The 15039-nt window shown below is 41.5% G+C and carries 19 protein-coding genes (1 of these 19 running past the window's edge); 7 read left to right on the forward strand and 12 right to left on the reverse strand.

Annotated elements, in window-relative coordinates; translation table 11 throughout:
• Window positions 1-12: the 3' end of a hypothetical protein gene (locus ACOJQI_RS18705; RefSeq protein WP_421380824.1), read on the forward strand. 165 nt of this gene lie to the left of the window's left edge; the window shows 12 of its 177 coding nt (coding positions 166-177); its start codon lies off the left edge, out of view; its stop codon occupies window positions 10-12.
• Between the two features lie 61 nt (window positions 13-73).
• Here ACOJQI_RS18705 and ACOJQI_RS18710 read toward each other — a convergent pair whose 3' ends face one another.
• From ACOJQI_RS18710 to ACOJQI_RS18720, 3 genes are all read right to left on the reverse strand, one after another.
• Entirely contained in the window at window positions 74-631 is a 558-nt protein-coding gene (locus ACOJQI_RS18710) for a GNAT family N-acetyltransferase (RefSeq protein WP_421380827.1), read from the reverse strand.
• A gap of 5 nt (window positions 632-636) precedes the next feature.
• Window positions 637-1545 (reverse strand): DMT family transporter, encoded by a 909-nt coding sequence (locus tag ACOJQI_RS18715; protein ID WP_421380830.1) that lies wholly within the window; start codon window positions 1543-1545, stop codon window positions 637-639.
• A 121-nt stretch (window positions 1546-1666) separates the two neighbouring features.
• The gene (locus ACOJQI_RS18720) at window positions 1667-2383 is read right to left on the reverse strand and encodes an MgtC/SapB family protein (protein ID WP_421380833.1); all 717 of its coding nucleotides are present in this window, start codon (window positions 2381-2383) and stop codon (window positions 1667-1669) included.
• A gap of 255 nt (window positions 2384-2638) precedes the next feature.
• Between ACOJQI_RS18720 and ACOJQI_RS18725 the strand changes: the two genes are divergently transcribed.
• Both ACOJQI_RS18725 and ACOJQI_RS18730 read left to right on the forward strand, forming a co-directional pair.
• Window positions 2639-2857 (forward strand): hypothetical protein, encoded by a 219-nt coding sequence (locus ACOJQI_RS18725; protein WP_421380836.1) that lies wholly within the window; start codon window positions 2639-2641, stop codon window positions 2855-2857.
• 253 nt (window positions 2858-3110) lie between these two features.
• On the forward strand, window positions 3111-3308 hold the full coding sequence (locus ACOJQI_RS18730) for a cold-shock protein (protein ID WP_421380839.1): 198 nt from the start codon (window positions 3111-3113) through the stop codon (window positions 3306-3308).
• A 50-nt stretch (window positions 3309-3358) separates the two neighbouring features.
• Here ACOJQI_RS18730 and ACOJQI_RS18735 read toward each other — a convergent pair whose 3' ends face one another.
• The 5 genes from ACOJQI_RS18735 to ACOJQI_RS18755 all read right to left on the reverse strand — a co-directional run bounded on the left by ACOJQI_RS18735 (window position 3359) and on the right by ACOJQI_RS18755 (window position 9173).
• Window positions 3359-4000: a class F sortase gene (locus ACOJQI_RS18735; RefSeq protein ID WP_421380842.1), complete on the reverse strand. Its 642-nt coding sequence runs from the start codon at window positions 3998-4000 to the stop codon at window positions 3359-3361.
• Window positions 4001-4058: 58 nt separating this feature from the next.
• Window positions 4059-5378: a copper amine oxidase gene (locus tag ACOJQI_RS18740; RefSeq protein ID WP_421380845.1), complete on the reverse strand. Its 1320-nt coding sequence runs from the start codon at window positions 5376-5378 to the stop codon at window positions 4059-4061.
• A gap of 434 nt (window positions 5379-5812) precedes the next feature.
• A complete protein-coding gene (locus ACOJQI_RS18745; RefSeq protein ID WP_240628433.1) occupies window positions 5813-5902 on the reverse strand; it encodes a putative holin-like toxin in 90 nt (29 codons plus the stop codon).
• A 535-nt stretch (window positions 5903-6437) separates the two neighbouring features.
• Window positions 6438-7814, reverse strand: coding sequence for an N-acetylglucosamine-specific PTS transporter subunit IIBC (gene nagE, locus ACOJQI_RS18750; RefSeq protein WP_421380848.1), 1377 nt, complete (start codon window positions 7812-7814; stop codon window positions 6438-6440).
• Between the two features lie 162 nt (window positions 7815-7976).
• On the reverse strand, window positions 7977-9173 hold the full coding sequence (locus ACOJQI_RS18755; RefSeq protein WP_421380851.1) for a hypothetical protein: 1197 nt from the start codon (window positions 9171-9173) through the stop codon (window positions 7977-7979).
• Between the two features lie 396 nt (window positions 9174-9569).
• Between ACOJQI_RS18755 and ACOJQI_RS18760 the strand changes: the two genes are divergently transcribed.
• A complete protein-coding gene (locus ACOJQI_RS18760) occupies window positions 9570-9737 on the forward strand; it encodes a hypothetical protein (RefSeq protein ID WP_421380854.1) in 168 nt (55 codons plus the stop codon).
• A gap of 26 nt (window positions 9738-9763) precedes the next feature.
• Here the strand turns inward: ACOJQI_RS18760 and ACOJQI_RS18765 are convergent, their stop codons facing one another.
• Window positions 9764-10192, reverse strand: a complete 429-nt coding sequence (locus tag ACOJQI_RS18765) for a hypothetical protein (RefSeq protein ID WP_421380857.1) — start codon at window positions 10190-10192, stop codon at window positions 9764-9766.
• A 95-nt stretch (window positions 10193-10287) separates the two neighbouring features.
• Window positions 10288-11676, reverse strand: coding sequence for a bifunctional metallophosphatase/5'-nucleotidase (locus ACOJQI_RS18770; protein WP_421380860.1), 1389 nt, complete (start codon window positions 11674-11676; stop codon window positions 10288-10290).
• Between the two features lie 173 nt (window positions 11677-11849).
• On the opposite strand from ACOJQI_RS18770, the gene ACOJQI_RS18775 reads away from it, so the two are divergent.
• The 3 genes from ACOJQI_RS18775 to ACOJQI_RS18785 all read left to right on the forward strand — a co-directional run bounded on the left by ACOJQI_RS18775 (window position 11850) and on the right by ACOJQI_RS18785 (window position 13471).
• Window positions 11850-11993 carry a hypothetical protein gene (locus ACOJQI_RS18775; RefSeq protein WP_421380863.1) on the forward strand — a complete coding sequence of 48 codons (144 nt, stop codon included), beginning with the start codon at window positions 11850-11852 and terminating at the stop codon, window positions 11991-11993.
• Window positions 11994-12116: 123 nt separating this feature from the next.
• Window positions 12117-12452, forward strand: a complete 336-nt coding sequence (locus ACOJQI_RS18780; protein WP_421380866.1) for a hypothetical protein — start codon at window positions 12117-12119, stop codon at window positions 12450-12452.
• 164 nt (window positions 12453-12616) lie between these two features.
• Complete coding sequence (locus ACOJQI_RS18785; RefSeq protein WP_421380869.1) at window positions 12617-13471, forward strand: STAS domain-containing protein; 855 nt, start codon at window positions 12617-12619, stop codon at window positions 13469-13471.
• Window positions 13472-13564: 93 nt separating this feature from the next.
• Here the strand turns inward: ACOJQI_RS18785 and ACOJQI_RS18790 are convergent, their stop codons facing one another.
• A complete protein-coding gene (locus ACOJQI_RS18790) occupies window positions 13565-13882 on the reverse strand; it encodes a hypothetical protein (protein ID WP_421380872.1) in 318 nt (105 codons plus the stop codon).
• A 96-nt stretch (window positions 13883-13978) separates the two neighbouring features.
• A complete protein-coding gene (locus ACOJQI_RS18795; RefSeq protein WP_421380875.1) occupies window positions 13979-14965 on the reverse strand; it encodes a glycerophosphodiester phosphodiesterase family protein in 987 nt (328 codons plus the stop codon).
• Between the last annotated feature and the right edge of the window lie 74 nt (window positions 14966-15039).

The following is a 15039-nucleotide window of genomic DNA, read 5'->3' on the forward strand; positions in this document are numbered from 1 at the left end:
GTTTTCATATAAAAGGAGGAGGACGGCCATCACGTCCTTCCTCCTTTTTATTTTTCACAGCATAATAAAACTCTTAATTTTGATATTCATCCTTCAACAGAGATGAGAGTGACGCATCGACAAACTTTCCTTTTTCAAAGAAACGTTTCCGCTGAGTTCCTTCATATACAAACCCGCATTTTTCAAGTGCATTTCTTGATCGATCGTTACCCGGATCATAAAACGCCTCTATCCGATTGACTCCCATTTCATCGAAAGCAAAAGTGAAAATTGCATTTAACGCCTCGTTCATTATTCCTTTTCCCCAGTATGCCGGATTGAGTTCGTATCCAACTTCTATTTTAAAATGTTCTTTTTCGATAGCATGAAAACCGCAAGTCCCTATTAGGGTATCTGTCGGTTTCAAGGTGATTGCCCATCTGATTTGATTGTGGCTTTTGAATCCTGAGTTCAATTTCAGTATGAGGGCATCCGCTTGTGATATATCGGTGAACGTCTCCAGGTCGTAGTACTCTGTCACTCGATCATCTGAAAAGTTTTCATATATAGCTTGCGAGTCTTCCGGGGAAATTTCTCTCAACATTAATCTTTCAGTTTGCAATACAGGAAAAACTTTAAATGCATTTTCCATTTTGTTTATCCACCCTTCACTTGTAACGCCGTTAATTTCCTTATCTTTCGTTCTTCCTTAACAAATAGGAAGATTCCCAACAAGATGATTCCCCCGCCGATTACTTGAGACATGATCACCGCTTCTCCCAAGAGATAGTAAGCCAGGATCGAGGCACCTACAGGTTCGAATAAGATAGCCATAGAAATAGTGGACGTGCTCAGCCACTTCAAGGACCAGTTGAATAATGTATGTCCAAGTAACGTCGGAATGATGGCGAGCAGCAGAAAGTATACCCACTCTTCCTTTGGATAAGGTCCTAGCTTTTCTCCTTTTAACCACACATATATAAACAAGACGATGGTGCTTATCAAATACACGATGAATGTGTAGGTTACCAATGAGAGCCTCTTCCTGACATTTTGACCGAATAATAGATAGGCGGTGACCAGTGCACAAGCCAGAAGCGCCAACAGGTCTCCCCACAAAGCCATTCCACTTATACGGAAATCCCCCCAGCTGATGACAATGCTGCCACTGATAGCAAGGGCACCGGACAGGAGTGCTGTTTTACTGAATTTCTCTTTGAAGAATAAATACGTACCAAGAAATGCGAATAAAGGCTGCAGCGTGACCAGCACCGTAGAACTTGCTACAGATGTGTAATTCAATGATTCAAACCAGAGGATAAAATGAAAGGCAAGGAAGAATCCGGCTGCCATCGCATATCCCCAATCCTTCATTGTGATCTTCTTTAATTCCTTCCAATACTTTATAAAAAAAACAGGTGACATCAGCAGTATGGTGAACAGGAGCCTGTAAAAGGCGATCACACCTGCGTCTGCACTTGAAACCTTTACTAAGATGGCTGATGTAGAAACTGAAATCACTCCAATAACAAGAATGAAATACGGATTCATGCGGTAATCCTGCATCTTGAAGACCTCCTTTGAATTGGTACCTATATATTTTCATCTTAGCGGAATCTAATTCTATACTGTTGATCCAAAGTCCTTCATAAATAAATAAAAAATCGACCGGTCCTGGTCGATTTTTTTAACTTCTTTTATTAACTTCTGTTGATTTGACAAATGGCATTTCCTGCATTTTCTCCATTATTTCTGATGGATGAACTGGATGCTTGGTCGATAGGGAAAGAGTATATTTTAAAAAAGATCCTTTTTCCGTTTGGTCTTCTTCTATATTATATTGGGAAATCTCCATGTTTGTTGAAGTTAACGCATCATTGATCTTACCGATATTCCCTTCCCCTTTATCAATGGTCAGGGTCAAAAGCAAATTATCTTTCATGTCAATCTTCTTTTTATACAGCTTTTCAAATCGATTCAGGAAGAAAAGTGTGGCGACGATGATGATTGTCGCTAATACAGCTTCGTAGTACATTCCAATCCCTACTACTATACCGAGACCGGCCACCACCCAAATACTCGCAGCAGTGGTCAACCCTTTTACTGTAATTCCGCCTTGTACAAGAATCGTCCCTGCACCAAGGAATCCTATGCCTGAAATAACATAGGAAGGAATCCTGCTTGGATCGAAACCTCGTAAATCATTGTGTTCCTTCAGGTAATCTTCGAAACCGAAGATCGAAACCAGCATCAACATGCACGATCCGACTCCCACAACTATATGGGTTCTCAGACCAGCAGGATGATTCTTTGCTTCCCTTTCTATCCCTATCAGCCCGCTTAAAAGAACAATCACAAACAATCTTATAGTGGAAGTGATCATTTCATCCGTAAAAAATGACATCGTCTCTCCTGCCTCTCCCTTTTACCATCGTTCCATCCTTTATTTAATAATAATTTTTCATGTTATTTAACCTGAATTCCAGCTGGTTAAACCGCTCTCCTGCAGGGAATACTCGAAATGCACTGTTCTTGTATGAAAAAGGTGCAGACTTTCAGTGCTTTGTTAAAGCACGTCTTTTTTTATTTATATGCAGTTTTCTTTTCATCATTAAGTTTATTTTAGAACTTTATTAAATTATATCTAAGGGAGGACTTTATGGGAGACTGGCAGGACTTATTCCAAAAGTGGCAGAAGGAAAACAAGCTTTTGAATGTAGAATACCTCAGAATAAAGAAAGGAAGATTTTCTTTTTCAGGCCGCCTTATACAGTTTCATCTTGATACCCAGACTCTGATCTTTTATGTTGATGATACAAAATCGGTTGTTTCTCTTCATTTAAACCAAATAGAAAATATTGACCAGGCAGCACACTGATAAAAATTGGAAATGACGGTGTTTGAATAGAACGGGTATCTGATCCAGAGATTTAAAGCTTGGCACATCAAGGTTTCAGCTAAATAGAGTGAGGCTGCTGAGCCACATTTCGGTCTCTTGACGAAACGGAGGAACGATGCTAAGATTAACTTAATTGTTTTTGTTCGGTAACGCTGATAGATTCGTCTTGATAGATTATTCAGAGCAAGAATGGTAATACATTGTGGCAAAAGCCACGCAGGAGGAAACACATATGTTACAAGGTAAAGTAAAATGGTTTAACGCAGAAAAAGGTTTCGGTTTCATCGAAGTAGAAGGTCAAGACGATGTATTCGTTCACTTCTCTGCTATCCAAGGCGAAGGTTTCAAAACTCTAGAAGAAGGTCAAACAGTTTCTTTCGAAGTTGAAGAAGGCGCTCGTGGACCTCAAGCTGCTAACGTAACTAAGTAATTAGTGAATTAGCAAAAAAGAACTCCTTTCAAAGGAGTTCTTTTTTTATTTTATTCTGATTTAACCAATTGCGTAAATACAACAAGCCGTTCCTCATACTCATGCTCATTATGATCGAAATCCCCCGAGCAAGTGATCAGATTCAAGCGTGAATCAGAGTGATAACCAAATATACGTTCAAGCGGGGCCTCATTCGTGTAAAATGATTCAACTCCCAGGACTTCAAATATTAATGTCTTACCCTCCGTCCCCGAAATCTCAACTGTATCCCCTTTTTTCAAGTCTCTTATGTGATAAAACGCACCAGGCTTACCCTTGCCATCAAGATGTCCGGCAAGAACTGAATTCCCCTTGCCTCCAGGCATCACCCCCGGTTCAAACCAACCGGCTTCATTGATATTATCCGGGACTTCCATTTCACCATTTTCCAGTATTCCCACCTTCTTAACAGGAGCTTCCATACCAATTGACGGAATCCTGATCTTTTCCGGTATTACTTCCACTGACTCATAATCATGGCTTAGTCCCGGATTATAATTTAATTTCTTCTCAGAAAATGAGGGGATTGCCGTTGGCTGCATCGGGTCTGCAGAAACCTTCCTTTCCGGAGGTGCTGCACTTGTAGTGGCGCCAATAGTTGTTAAAAGGAGAATCCAGTAAAGAATTATGGTCTTTTTCAGCCACGGTTTCATCTTTTCTCCTCCTATGTACAATAAGAAAGAGAAGGGGAATCCCCCTTCCTTTCAGAATTTATTCTGTCACTGATTTACGTCTGAATAATGCAAGACCTGCTAACAATAAACCAGGAAGTGTCCAAAGAACCCACGGACTGGAAGTTTCGCTCATTCCGCCCATACCTGTGTTTGGCATTTCCGGCATACCTGCAAATTTATCAGGGAACTGGTTTACAAATGCTGAACTGAATAGTTTAGCAGGTGTAAACATGTGGCCGTAACCTTTTCGTGCAGTATCCCATGCTGCTGCATAGTCACCTTCCACATAGCTGTTAAAAGTTCCAACTAACTGATCAACGTGGGTTTGAAGACCTGCCGCGAGGGCTTCAGCTTCCACTCGGTTTTCCGTTGCCGTACTGATGAATTCTGAGAAATCCTGGCGGTATTGATTCAACTCATTCAATGCTTCTTCTTTCGCCGCTTCATCGTCATTTGCTGTTCCATTTACGTAATCAACGAAATATGAGATGTGATTGCTCCACATTTCTTTGAACTTGGCAGCTGCTTCATCTCCATATACTGAACCGATTGCAGCCGAGAGCTCTTCAGTATTTTCATTGAGGACATTTACATTTGCTTGGAATTCAGGTGCTCCATCTATACCATTCTGCATCGCCTGCTGGGCAAGTGCAAAATGCTCAGAAAGAAGGAAATTCAGATCTGAACGAAGGTTCGCAGCATTCGTTACAGCTTTTGTGTCATTAAATTTTTCCGGGAATTGATTCACAATGGCACTCGACAATGCTTTGCTTGTCATATAAAGGTGTTCCATTGCCTCACTTTGAGTGGAATAGGCTTCGTCATAGTTTTCTGCCATATACGCGTCAAAACCGGAAATCAACTGATCGATATGAGTTTGAAGACCGGAAGCCAATACGTCGGCAGGAACCTTTCCGTCCGTAGCCCCAGAAATGAACGTTGAGAAATCCTGCTTATACATTTGCAATTCTTCCAATGCAGCTTGTTTAGCCGCCTCATCTCCGTTAACAGAAGCTTTTACATAATCTACAAAGTAACCGATATGATTGCTCCAGAATTCATTAAACTGCTCCCCTGCTTCCTCACCATATACACTAGTGATAGCAGCAGTCAAATCTTCTGTGTTTCCACTTAAAGCTTCTGCTGCTTGAGCATAATCTTCATCTCCGTTAGCGCCTTTCCTCATTGCCGTCATAGCAAGATATGCATGTTCAGAGAACAACCTGTCAAGGTCTGCCCTTAATTCGACAGCAGGTGTATCAACTGTTGGTACATCAGAACTATTGGCTGATGCCACTCCAGGAACTAATAACGACAAACTTAATGGAACTGCGACTAACATTTTCTTTAGATTCATTTCCTACCTCCTAAGTTTTTCTTCCTTGTCAATGTTATGTAACACCTTTGTAAGGAAGTTGTTGAGTTTTATGTTACATTGGGACTATTCCACCTCAGGGACTTTCTAAACAACCGGAATGTGCTAAATTCGGGTTTGGAGGGGCGAAATGACTAGACAAAGCCTTATATATGTAAGCGTCATCAAATTTTAATTTTTTTTTAGTTCTATTAGATTCTAAAAGGTAACTGTTTTCAACAGGGGTTTAATGAACTTGTTTGCTTTACGAAAAAATAAGGTAAGTATATAATGAAAGTATCATCATAAAATAAAAAGAGAGCCCTGACGGCAATCAGGACTCCCTTACAGCAAATACCTGCATGGATATGCAGCGGCTCAACATAAGCTAAACATATGAAGTAATCATCTTTAACCTTTGGCCGGGGATGGGATGGTTACTTCTTTTTTTCTGTCACCGCGATTATCGCGACAACGAGCGTTCCAAACGCAATCATAATCTGGAGGACATCTCCAATGGCAACCATAAGCGTATCACCTCCCTTCATCCGGGAGTATGAGCCGCTGCCCCATCCTGTATTGTACTGTATCCTTATTATATCATTTCCGGGCTGTGAGTCATCTCAGCAAAAAGGACCCCTCCAATTATTTGAACGGTCTATTTGACCTATCAACCCAGAACGGTCCCGGTCATCACGCTGAGTGCTGCTCCTTACACAGTGACACTCTTACAGCAGAATCAAGCAGAGGCAGCCATTATTTTGGGGTCTGTTTTGAAGTATAATATAAGAGGAGAAATTCCTCTTATTGAGGGATCAGCACGAAAAAGAGAGTAAATAAAGGGAAGAATTCCCCTTATTTACTCCAAAAGCATAAAAATGGACGATTTGACTTTGCCATAAGGGGAAAAGTTACTCTTATTTTTCCGAATCTCCCCCTATTCTGCAGGATAACGGGAAAAACTCCCCTTATTTGAACAACCAGAGGTTATTATTATTTGTAGCACACCCTTTAGCAGTCTAAATCCGAACCCCTTCAGCCCATTGTGCCTCTGCTTTTTCATTATAATTTTTTCAGCTCATTGGCCAGGAATTCCACATCGGTTCCCACCACAACCTGCAAGTCTCTTTGATTCAACTTGATGACTCCTTTTGCGCCAAGGCGTTTCAACTCTGCCTCATCAATTCCGGCGGTGTCATTCACAATCAAACGAAGGCGGGTGACACAGTTATCAATCGCAGCCACATTCCCTTTTCCGCCTAAAGCAGCCAGGTATTTGCCGGCAAGTTCTTTATAATCTCCCCCCGCAGAAGAACTTTGTGAAAATTCCCCTTCCACCTCATCTTCTCGGCCAGGTGTTTTCAGATTGAATTTTATGATCATGAAGTAGAAAATCACAAAGTACAGGACACCATACACAATACCAAGCAATAACAGGAGCAGCGGTTTTTGTGCTATATTAAAATTCAAAATATAATCGATGACTCCTGCAGAAAAGCCGAAGCCATGGTGCATATCAAGGATATACGTCAGTGACATCGCTGCCCCTGTTAAAACCGCATGCGCAAGATAAAGAACCGGTGATAAGAACATAAACAAGAATTCAATAGGCTCTGTAATCCCGGTCAGGAATGATGTGAAAGCAATACCGATCATAGCCCCGCTGATCAACTTGCGTCTTTCCTTCTTTGCAGCGGCAATCATCGCCAATGCGGCAGCAGGCAGACCAAACATCATGACCGGGAAGAAGCCGGTCATGAAGATCCCCGCATCCGGATCTTTCGCGAAGAAGCGGGTTAAATCCCCTTTAACCACCTCTCCAGCAGCATTTGTGAATTCTCCAAACTCAAACCAAACCAGCGTATTCAGAACATGATGAAGTCCAAGCGGAATCAATAAACGGTTTAAGAATCCGAAAACACCAACTCCAAGTGCTCCAGCTCCAACAATCCATTCACCCACTGCATTGATGGCTTCCTGGATCGGCGGCCACACATAGCCGAATACCCCGGCCAGCAAAATCATAACCAGTGAAGTGACAATAGGCACAAACCGCCGTCCGCCAAAGAAGCCCAAATAGTCAGGGAGCTTTTTATCATGATAGCGGTTATAGAGCAGACCAGCGATGACACCAGCAAGAATTCCTCCCAGAACTCCCATATTGATAACATCATTTATTGCCTTGGTTCCCTCTACCAGTACAAGAAACCCAATGGCCCCGGCCAAACCGGCTGCACCATTGCCATCCTTCGAAAGTCCGATCGCCACCCCAATCGCAAACAACAAGGCCAGATGATCAAATATTGCTTTCCCGGCGGCTGAAATAAAAGCAATGTCCAATAAGTCCGGTTGACCAATTCTTAATAATAATGCCGCGGCGGGAAGGACTGCAATCGGAAGCATCAACGCCTTACCAATTCGTTGCAAAAATCCCAGCATTCAAACCCCTTCTTTCCCTTAGAAGTAAAAGCGCTTACACAAAAGCCCGTACTTTAAAATATGACAAGGGTGCTGAAGGATAGAACATTTCAAGACAAAAATAAAGAACGCTGTTTAAAAGCAGCGCTCTTGTTCATGGAACCGAGGTAAGTAATTCAACTCCTATTGATATGTAAAGTCGATGACTTCACCTGTGTTGGAATCAATTCTTACTTCTATAGTATGAGGGGCATCACCATAAGGATTTTCCACTACAGCAGTCCAATAATTTTCATGCTGATCAATCGTAACAAAAGGAGTTTCCTTCAGGACCCTAATATATTCCTGTTCGGTTACTTTCGTTTCCTTTCCATCCTGTCTTAAGATGTAGGTTCCATTCCTCTCCAGCCCAATCGCCTCTCCGAGATGCTCAGAAAACCATTGGTCTACTTCTGGATGTTTTCTTGCCAGTTCAAGTATATTTCCTTCATTGACGTCCAACCCCCTAAAAGTAACATTGTAGAGATAATGTTCATTAAGAGAGCAGTCAAAAATATTTCCGTGTTCATCAGCCCCTCCAGTAGAGCCGCACACTTCAATATAAACTCCATCAACGGGCAGCTGCTCATTTTCAATCTCTTCCTTCCCATCTTCAGTCAGCACGTATTTCTTCTGATCCCTGATTGCATAGGCCGTCATCCTGGCATCTGATTTTATCCAATAATACTTTATGGATTGGTCATCCAGTACTCCAGGACTGAAATCGTCAAGATGCCTTAAAAAATCTCCTGCCTCCTGACTTTCAGGAGTCATCATCCAATCACTGACTCTATACCTTTTGATCCTCCAATCTTTGTCACCATCCAGCTCAATTAAATAATGAACAAAGCCTTCATTCTGCTGTTCTGTTAAGCTTAACTCGAATTTCACCAGGTTTCCTTCCTTATCGATTACCGTATCAAAATAATCTACGGAACTATAATTTCCAGATGGGGCATCAAGCTCCTCCCTGATCCGCTCCCACTCTTCACTAAGGTTCATGCTGTAGAAGTTTTTATTCTCCAACTGAACTTTCCTCGGCCATTCATATATTGTCTTTTGCAAAAATGGAATAGATATAGATAAAAGAAAAATTGCCAACCCCTGCAAAGCTGCCTGCTTTTTAACTTTAGTATTCATACTGGGTTTAAAGAATAGTAGAAATACAGCAAAGCCAACCGGCAGTTTGATTTGATTGATCCCAAAAGAAAATGATCCAAGGATGGAGTAACCAATCAGCTTTAAAAACAAGTTTGTTTCTTCTTCCGCCGGCTTAGAATGAAGGTAGATTACCCCTGCTGCTTGGAGGAGTAACAAGAGAACTATCGTAATAATATCCATTAACACCCCTCCTTTGACTCAAATTTGTTTATTAGTTTCCTCGTTAGACATGTAGCTCTGAGTTTGCGGACCAACATTCTTCTGTTTTCTTCATCTCATTAGCCCGGTAACTCTGTTTGCGGACCAACATCCTCCCGCTTTCTCCACCTCACTGGCCCGATAACCCCGTTTGCGGACCAACATCCTCCCGCTTTCTCCACCTCACTGGCCCGGTAACTCTGTTTGCGGCCCAACACCCTCCCGCTTTCTCCACCTCACTGGCCCGATAATCCCGTTTGCCCCCAACATGTTTCAACCAGAAGCATTACCATAATTATATTTTCGGATATAATAGAATTTCCCTTTCAAAATTGCTATATTTATAAATGAGAAAAAGCAACGGAAGGATGTTGTGAAGTGACTGGCAATACAGAAAACAATAATGAAAACATTGTTTTTTACAAAGACGAACCTGATGAAGTCAGCGGAAGATGCGAATGCGGAAATAAACTGTTCAAATCGACTGTTAAGGATGGAATGCTTTACAGAAAGTGCAGAGAGTGCGGCAAAACAAAAATAGTTTAAAAATACAGCCTTCCCCTGCAGGAAGGCTACATTTTAATATCAGTTGATTTTCCAGCGTACTTTTTATACAAAGCCTTCCCTAACATAACCAAAAGACCCAAAGCTGCATAGATCATAAAGAGGACAAGGAAGCCCCATAACCCAATAACGGCATCGGCAAATTCCATATTTCCCCGATTTGTAATGGCCTGTTGAATTTCTATGGCGAATACCAAAACAAACATGAAGGTCATGGTATACAGGAAAGAAATCATTGTAATTCCGAAAGGCAGTTTCGAAAGCCATTTCGTTATGAAAAATACAACAAAAAAGGCACCTATTCCAATAAAACCCATGATCCAAAAGTGCAAATCTTTATCCGAAAGATTTAGTCCCAGAAGGTCGTTTGAGACTCTAATCAATATATCATGCAGCTGATTTACCGCTTCTACCAGTGCCTTAATGCCTTCTTTCATACCTCGGCTCACCCACTTCTATATGAAAATATCATCTACTTATTATAACAATAGAGAAAATGGCCGGATATAGTTTTTTATAAATCCTGAAATCATTATATCGTGACGGCCTTGTCTGCATACCACCGGTTCAATAATGCACTTTCTAAAAATACAGGGTCCTTCCCATAAATACGGATGACATCCTTGATTTCCTCAGCCAGATATTTCTCATTTTGGTTATTCGCTAAAGATGGATAACCAGACCCTCTCTGTAAATAGTCCGAACTTGCCACCCGGTACCATCTTTCTTCCTCAAGCGGTTGGTCCCCGATGGAAATTCGGATGATTTTTGTGCCGTCATATTCTACTTTTGCACCAGAAACATGCAGTTTGCCGACAAATCTTCCTCTGAACCCGGGTCCTTTTCCGTCAGCAAGACATACTTGTGCATCAAGCGACTGCTCAATAGCTTCCCGCAAATATTTACCCTGTATTTCAAAGGAAGTTGGATTCAATGGAGAGGGACAGATTTCAATAAGCTTCTTGTTGGATATAAATTCAAAAGCCCCTGCGTTCACGATCCCGCTGTTGATTAACCCTATTTCACAACCGAGCATGTCTTTTAACCCGTCAGCAATCAAATTACTTATCGGATTCTCTTCGACTGCATCATGCCATAGAGGGATGGGAAGTGTGTAAAGCGGTTCGCTCAAAACAGCGATCGCCTTCTCTTTGTTCCGTTTTAGTATTGAAACGACATCCCTGTCTTCTTCTTCATCTTTTGACGAAAGGGTTTCGGAATGAAGCAGTTCAACTCCGTCTCTTGTTACTTCCACCTCGATGACACCAACATACTCTCCGTAACATCCTGCACTATTTATGATTGTCCCGTTGATGACTTCAGCCTGCGGGTAAAGCTGGTGATCATGAGCCGAAATGATGATATCAATACCATCCAATTCTTCAGCGAGCACTTTATCGGCAAAAGTCCCGACATGGTTCAAAACAACACACAAATCATAACTTTCTTTAAAACGATTCATTTCCTCAACAAGCGCTTCTTTAAAAGAGCTGATATGGACGCCCAGTCCATCGTTAAAGTCACCAAGGTCAGGAGAGGATCCGGTAATGAAGACACGGAGACCATTTTTCTCAATGATTGTTGAAGAGACTACTCCTTTTATCGGTGCCTTCTCTTTTCTCAAAAGGTTATTGCTGATGAATGGCACATTACTGATGCTTGCCATATATTGTAGTGTATCCACTCCGTTGAAGGTTTCATTATTCCCAATGGTCAGGGCATCGTAGCCGACAGACTCAAGCAGTTCAATTGCAGCTGCCCCTCTCGTCCCTTGCAGCTCAATACTTTTAAAATCAGCGAAATCACCGCCATCCAATACGATTGTATGCTCATCTTTGCGTTTTCTAATTAGTGATGCGGCTTTTGAAAACTGCTCAAAATGACTATGAAGGTCATTTGTATGAAGAATTTTTAATTTCATTTTACACCTCTGATTTTTAGACTAAACACCTATCCTTTTAATCTTCTAAACATGTTCTCATTTTCCTGCACTTCAATAAAATTCCGAATATTTAAATTCCATTTTTTTCTTTATTTTCTGTTTAAAATAATAAAAAATAGGCGATAATACCTATAAGAACGGAGATGTTATATATGGACAAAGACATTGAAACCCTTATCTTCATTAAGGAACTGGGCAGGTTGTTTGATGACTATAAAAGATGTCCGGACAAGAGAACCAGAGCTTTAATTGAAGATGAGATCACTTTCTTAACAGAGATTATAAACCCAAAATAATTTTTATAAATGATGGTCCTTGCTTTTTAAAAAGTGGGACCATTTCTTTTTTATCCGGGAATCATTTTCCCAGACAAGCCCGAATAACCTTCTTATATACCAATTGTCCAAGGAGGATTCAGGATGAGAAAAGTCATTTTAACGGGTGCTGCCCTGCTGTTCATTAGCGGATGCGGTGCTGAAGAGGCATCGGTGCCAGGTGAACTATGCGGATTCGGGGAGATGATGACCGTAAACGGAAAGGAATACTTAAGGGTCCATGAAGAAAAGGCTTTAACCCTTGACCAGGAACTAGGGGAAATAACAGAGAAAATTGAAGAGGCCCTTCATCCCGTTGCTGACTTTACCTCTAACAGTCTGGATGAAGGCACTAAGGTATTCAGCGTTAAAGACCATGATGCCATCCTGGTTGCCCAGACCGGAAACGATAAGTATCTTTTATTTGAAGAATTAAAATAATGAGGAAAAGATCTGGCCGATGCCAGATCTTTTATTATTGCTATCTAGAATTACTGGGATGTTCATTTTTTATAAATCAGGGAAAATAAGATATAATATCGATAGTTCTTATCCTTTCATAAAGAAGTGAGCGGCTGTAAATACATACATGGAGGAAAGTATAAATGACTAATGAACTTCAAGCATTAGGGAATATGCTGTTGAATAAGAAACATGATATTGCAAACGAGATACATAGGGACAGGATGGCAGGCGTGCCAATGACTGAAGAGGAAAAACAAAACTTCGATAGAATTGAACCCAAAATCCTTGAACTCCGCGCGGAATTTCTCAGCCTGTTCGGAGAAGCCTTGATTGATCATGAAGATAAACAGAAATCATCCGAAAAAGTCAAAGAATGGGGCAGCAGGAACGGGGAGTACTTTTTCCATTTAGGCGCACCATTAAATGAAGCCTTGAAGGACACAAGTTTTTATCGGGAATATATCTGGAGGGCTGTCAGGGAAGCCACAAATGAAACCGGAATTTCAACTGACACCTTATTTGAAGTTATAGCTCTAGTTGATCCTTTATTGGATAAAGCCGTGTACTATTTCGGCCTCACTTATGTGGACAACCTCCAAAAATCATTGGAAAACGCCCGCTCTGCTTTCCTTGAATTGTCAGTCCCGGTTGTCCCATTAGGACCGGAAGTTGGGATACTTCCTTTGATCGGAAATATCGATACAGAAAGAGCAAGTCTTCTGATGGAAGAAACATTAAAGCAATCAGAAAAGTTAAAGTTAAGTCATTTAGTAATAGACATGTCAGGTGTACTCACTGTTGATACAATGGTGGCGGATCAATTGTTCAAGATCATTGAAGCCCTATCTTTAATCGGAGTGAAGACGATCATTACCGGAATCCGGCCGGAGGTATCACATACCATGGTTTCTTTAGGGGTAAGCCTTGACCTCCTGACAGTGAAAGGGACCCTGTATCAAGCATTAAAGGAACTTAACTTTTATTCAGCCCGTTAAGTACGGCTGATGAGCAAAGCAAACACGTCCAATTAGTGTTTGCTTTTTTATATTGAAAAAAGGACCGATTAGCCGGCCCTCCTTCTTTCATCATTATAGTGCAAACTTATCATAGACGGTTTTTATCGTTTTTCCGCTTTTATCGTAGTAGACTTCTTTCGTATAATACCAGTAAGCATCGGTGTCACTGTACAGCTTTATATATCCTGTTGAAGTATAAGTCGTTTTGACATAAGTCCATGTATGGCCTCCGCCATCTACAGGAACATATAAAGGACTGATGGTATTGTCTGCTGCTTCCAGCACCGTTTCTTTATCGGATTCATCAGCAGACACAACACTGCCGCCCAGAATTCCTGCGGCCATCACACCCCCGACCATGCTCAGAATTGATTTTTTGGCTGACGTCATTCTCTTATCCCCTTTTCACTGATATGATAGTAATAATCTGCTATTCTAGTAGTTTTGTAGTCCTATACTCTTAAATAGTATCATAATCCTTCCAATTTATTTATAAATTGGGGCAATTTCATCAATTCGATTTGTCCATATCCCGCCTGTATAGTTGGCAGGGAGCTGTTTAAGGTCCTTTTCGGAATCATAGCCTTCCGACCAGGTGCCATCCCCGGCAACAATGATCACCCTTGTACCCGCAGCATCCATACGGTTCAGGAATTTATCAGGCCAGCCCCATAGTAATCGAGTATATTTTTGTGGAACATGGATCTGGGTTTTACTGCATGCACCAGGCACAATTCCTGACCAGCCATAAGCCAGATAAGGAAAAATGCAGCTTTTCAGTGTTTCTCTAGACATCACCCTCGTATCGGGGAGTTCTTCTTTTAATGACTGAACAGGAGCATCTCCTCCGTAAACTGTGATGAGCTTTTGCTGGCTTTCCGGCAGTTGCAGCAGCTTCTTCGCCAGCATGGTCCCTTCTTCAGGATCATTGCTTTTGATATGGATTAACAATTCCTTGTCAGGAAAAGTACTCAGTACCTCATTCAATGAGGGCATCAGGCCGATTCCTTCTCCTCTAAATGGATAGGTCTTTCCCCCGTCAGCCGTATAGCCATACCCAATGTCAGCCTGCTTTAACTGTTCCATCGTATACTCCTTCGGCTCCCCCGCCAGGTTTGTCCGGCAATCCAAAGTCCAGTCATGAAAAACGGCAAACTGCCCATCCTTCGTTGGTCTGATATCGAATTCCACCATATCAGCCCCTGAATCAAAAGCAGCCCCTATGGAAGCAAGTGTGTTTTCGAGATACGGATGTTCTGGTTCGTATATTCGTTCTGCTGTACAGGTATCTCCTTCAATCCCCTCCATACTGAAAGTTTGGGCCATTCCCCTGTGGGCAAGAAGGAAGGGATCACCTTTACGTTCCTTTGTTAGTTGCGAACTGTTATTTGCAAAAATAAAAACAGAAAGAATGAGTATGATGAAAGCAGTCCTCTTGAATAGTTTCTTAATGTTCACTTTCCTAACCTCCATTTTCGGTATAAACTATCTAAGAAGACTATAGTAGAATACTAGGAAGGTGCTCAATAGTAAGTGAATGATAATTT

The organism is Bacillus salacetis (genome assembly GCF_049177075.1).
In the GTDB taxonomy this organism is placed as follows: Bacteria; Bacillota; Bacilli; order Bacillales; family Bacillaceae_B; genus Rossellomorea; species Rossellomorea salacetis_A.

Coding starts and splice junctions, on each gene's coding strand:
- ACOJQI_RS18720 (WP_421380833.1), bottom strand. CDS start 2,383: ATGTCATTTTTTACGGATGAAATGATCACTTCCACTATAAGATTGTTT.
- ACOJQI_RS18710 (WP_421380827.1), bottom strand. CDS start 631: ATGGAAAATGCATTTAAAGTTTTTCCTGTATTGCAAACTGAAAGATTA.
- ACOJQI_RS18795 (WP_421380875.1), bottom strand. CDS start 14,965: ATGGAGGTTAGGAAAGTGAACATTAAGAAACTATTCAAGAGGACTGCT.
- ACOJQI_RS18740 (WP_421380845.1), bottom strand. CDS start 5,378: ATGAATCTAAAGAAAATGTTAGTCGCAGTTCCATTAAGTTTGTCGTTA.
- ACOJQI_RS18735 (WP_421380842.1), bottom strand. CDS start 4,000: ATGAAACCGTGGCTGAAAAAGACCATAATTCTTTACTGGATTCTCCTT.
- ACOJQI_RS18785 (WP_421380869.1), top strand. CDS start 12,617: ATGACTAATGAACTTCAAGCATTAGGGAATATGCTGTTGAATAAGAAA.
- ACOJQI_RS18715 (WP_421380830.1), bottom strand. CDS start 1,545: ATGCAGGATTACCGCATGAATCCGTATTTCATTCTTGTTATTGGAGTG.
- ACOJQI_RS18775 (WP_421380863.1), top strand. CDS start 11,850: ATGGACAAAGACATTGAAACCCTTATCTTCATTAAGGAACTGGGCAGG.
- ACOJQI_RS18790 (WP_421380872.1), bottom strand. CDS start 13,882: ATGACGTCAGCCAAAAAATCAATTCTGAGCATGGTCGGGGGTGTGATG.
- ACOJQI_RS18730 (WP_421380839.1), top strand. CDS start 3,111: ATGTTACAAGGTAAAGTAAAATGGTTTAACGCAGAAAAAGGTTTCGGT.
- ACOJQI_RS18755 (WP_421380851.1), bottom strand. CDS start 9,173: ATGGATATTATTACGATAGTTCTCTTGTTACTCCTCCAAGCAGCAGGG.
- ACOJQI_RS18770 (WP_421380860.1), bottom strand. CDS start 11,676: ATGAAATTAAAAATTCTTCATACAAATGACCTTCATAGTCATTTTGAG.
- nagE (WP_421380848.1), bottom strand. CDS start 7,814: ATGCTGGGATTTTTGCAACGAATTGGTAAGGCGTTGATGCTTCCGATT.
- ACOJQI_RS18725 (WP_421380836.1), top strand. CDS start 2,639: ATGGGAGACTGGCAGGACTTATTCCAAAAGTGGCAGAAGGAAAACAAG.
- ACOJQI_RS18780 (WP_421380866.1), top strand. CDS start 12,117: ATGAGAAAAGTCATTTTAACGGGTGCTGCCCTGCTGTTCATTAGCGGA.
- ACOJQI_RS18745 (WP_240628433.1), bottom strand. CDS start 5,902: ATGGTTGCCATTGGAGATGTCCTCCAGATTATGATTGCGTTTGGAACG.
- ACOJQI_RS18765 (WP_421380857.1), bottom strand. CDS start 10,192: ATGAAAGAAGGCATTAAGGCACTGGTAGAAGCGGTAAATCAGCTGCAT.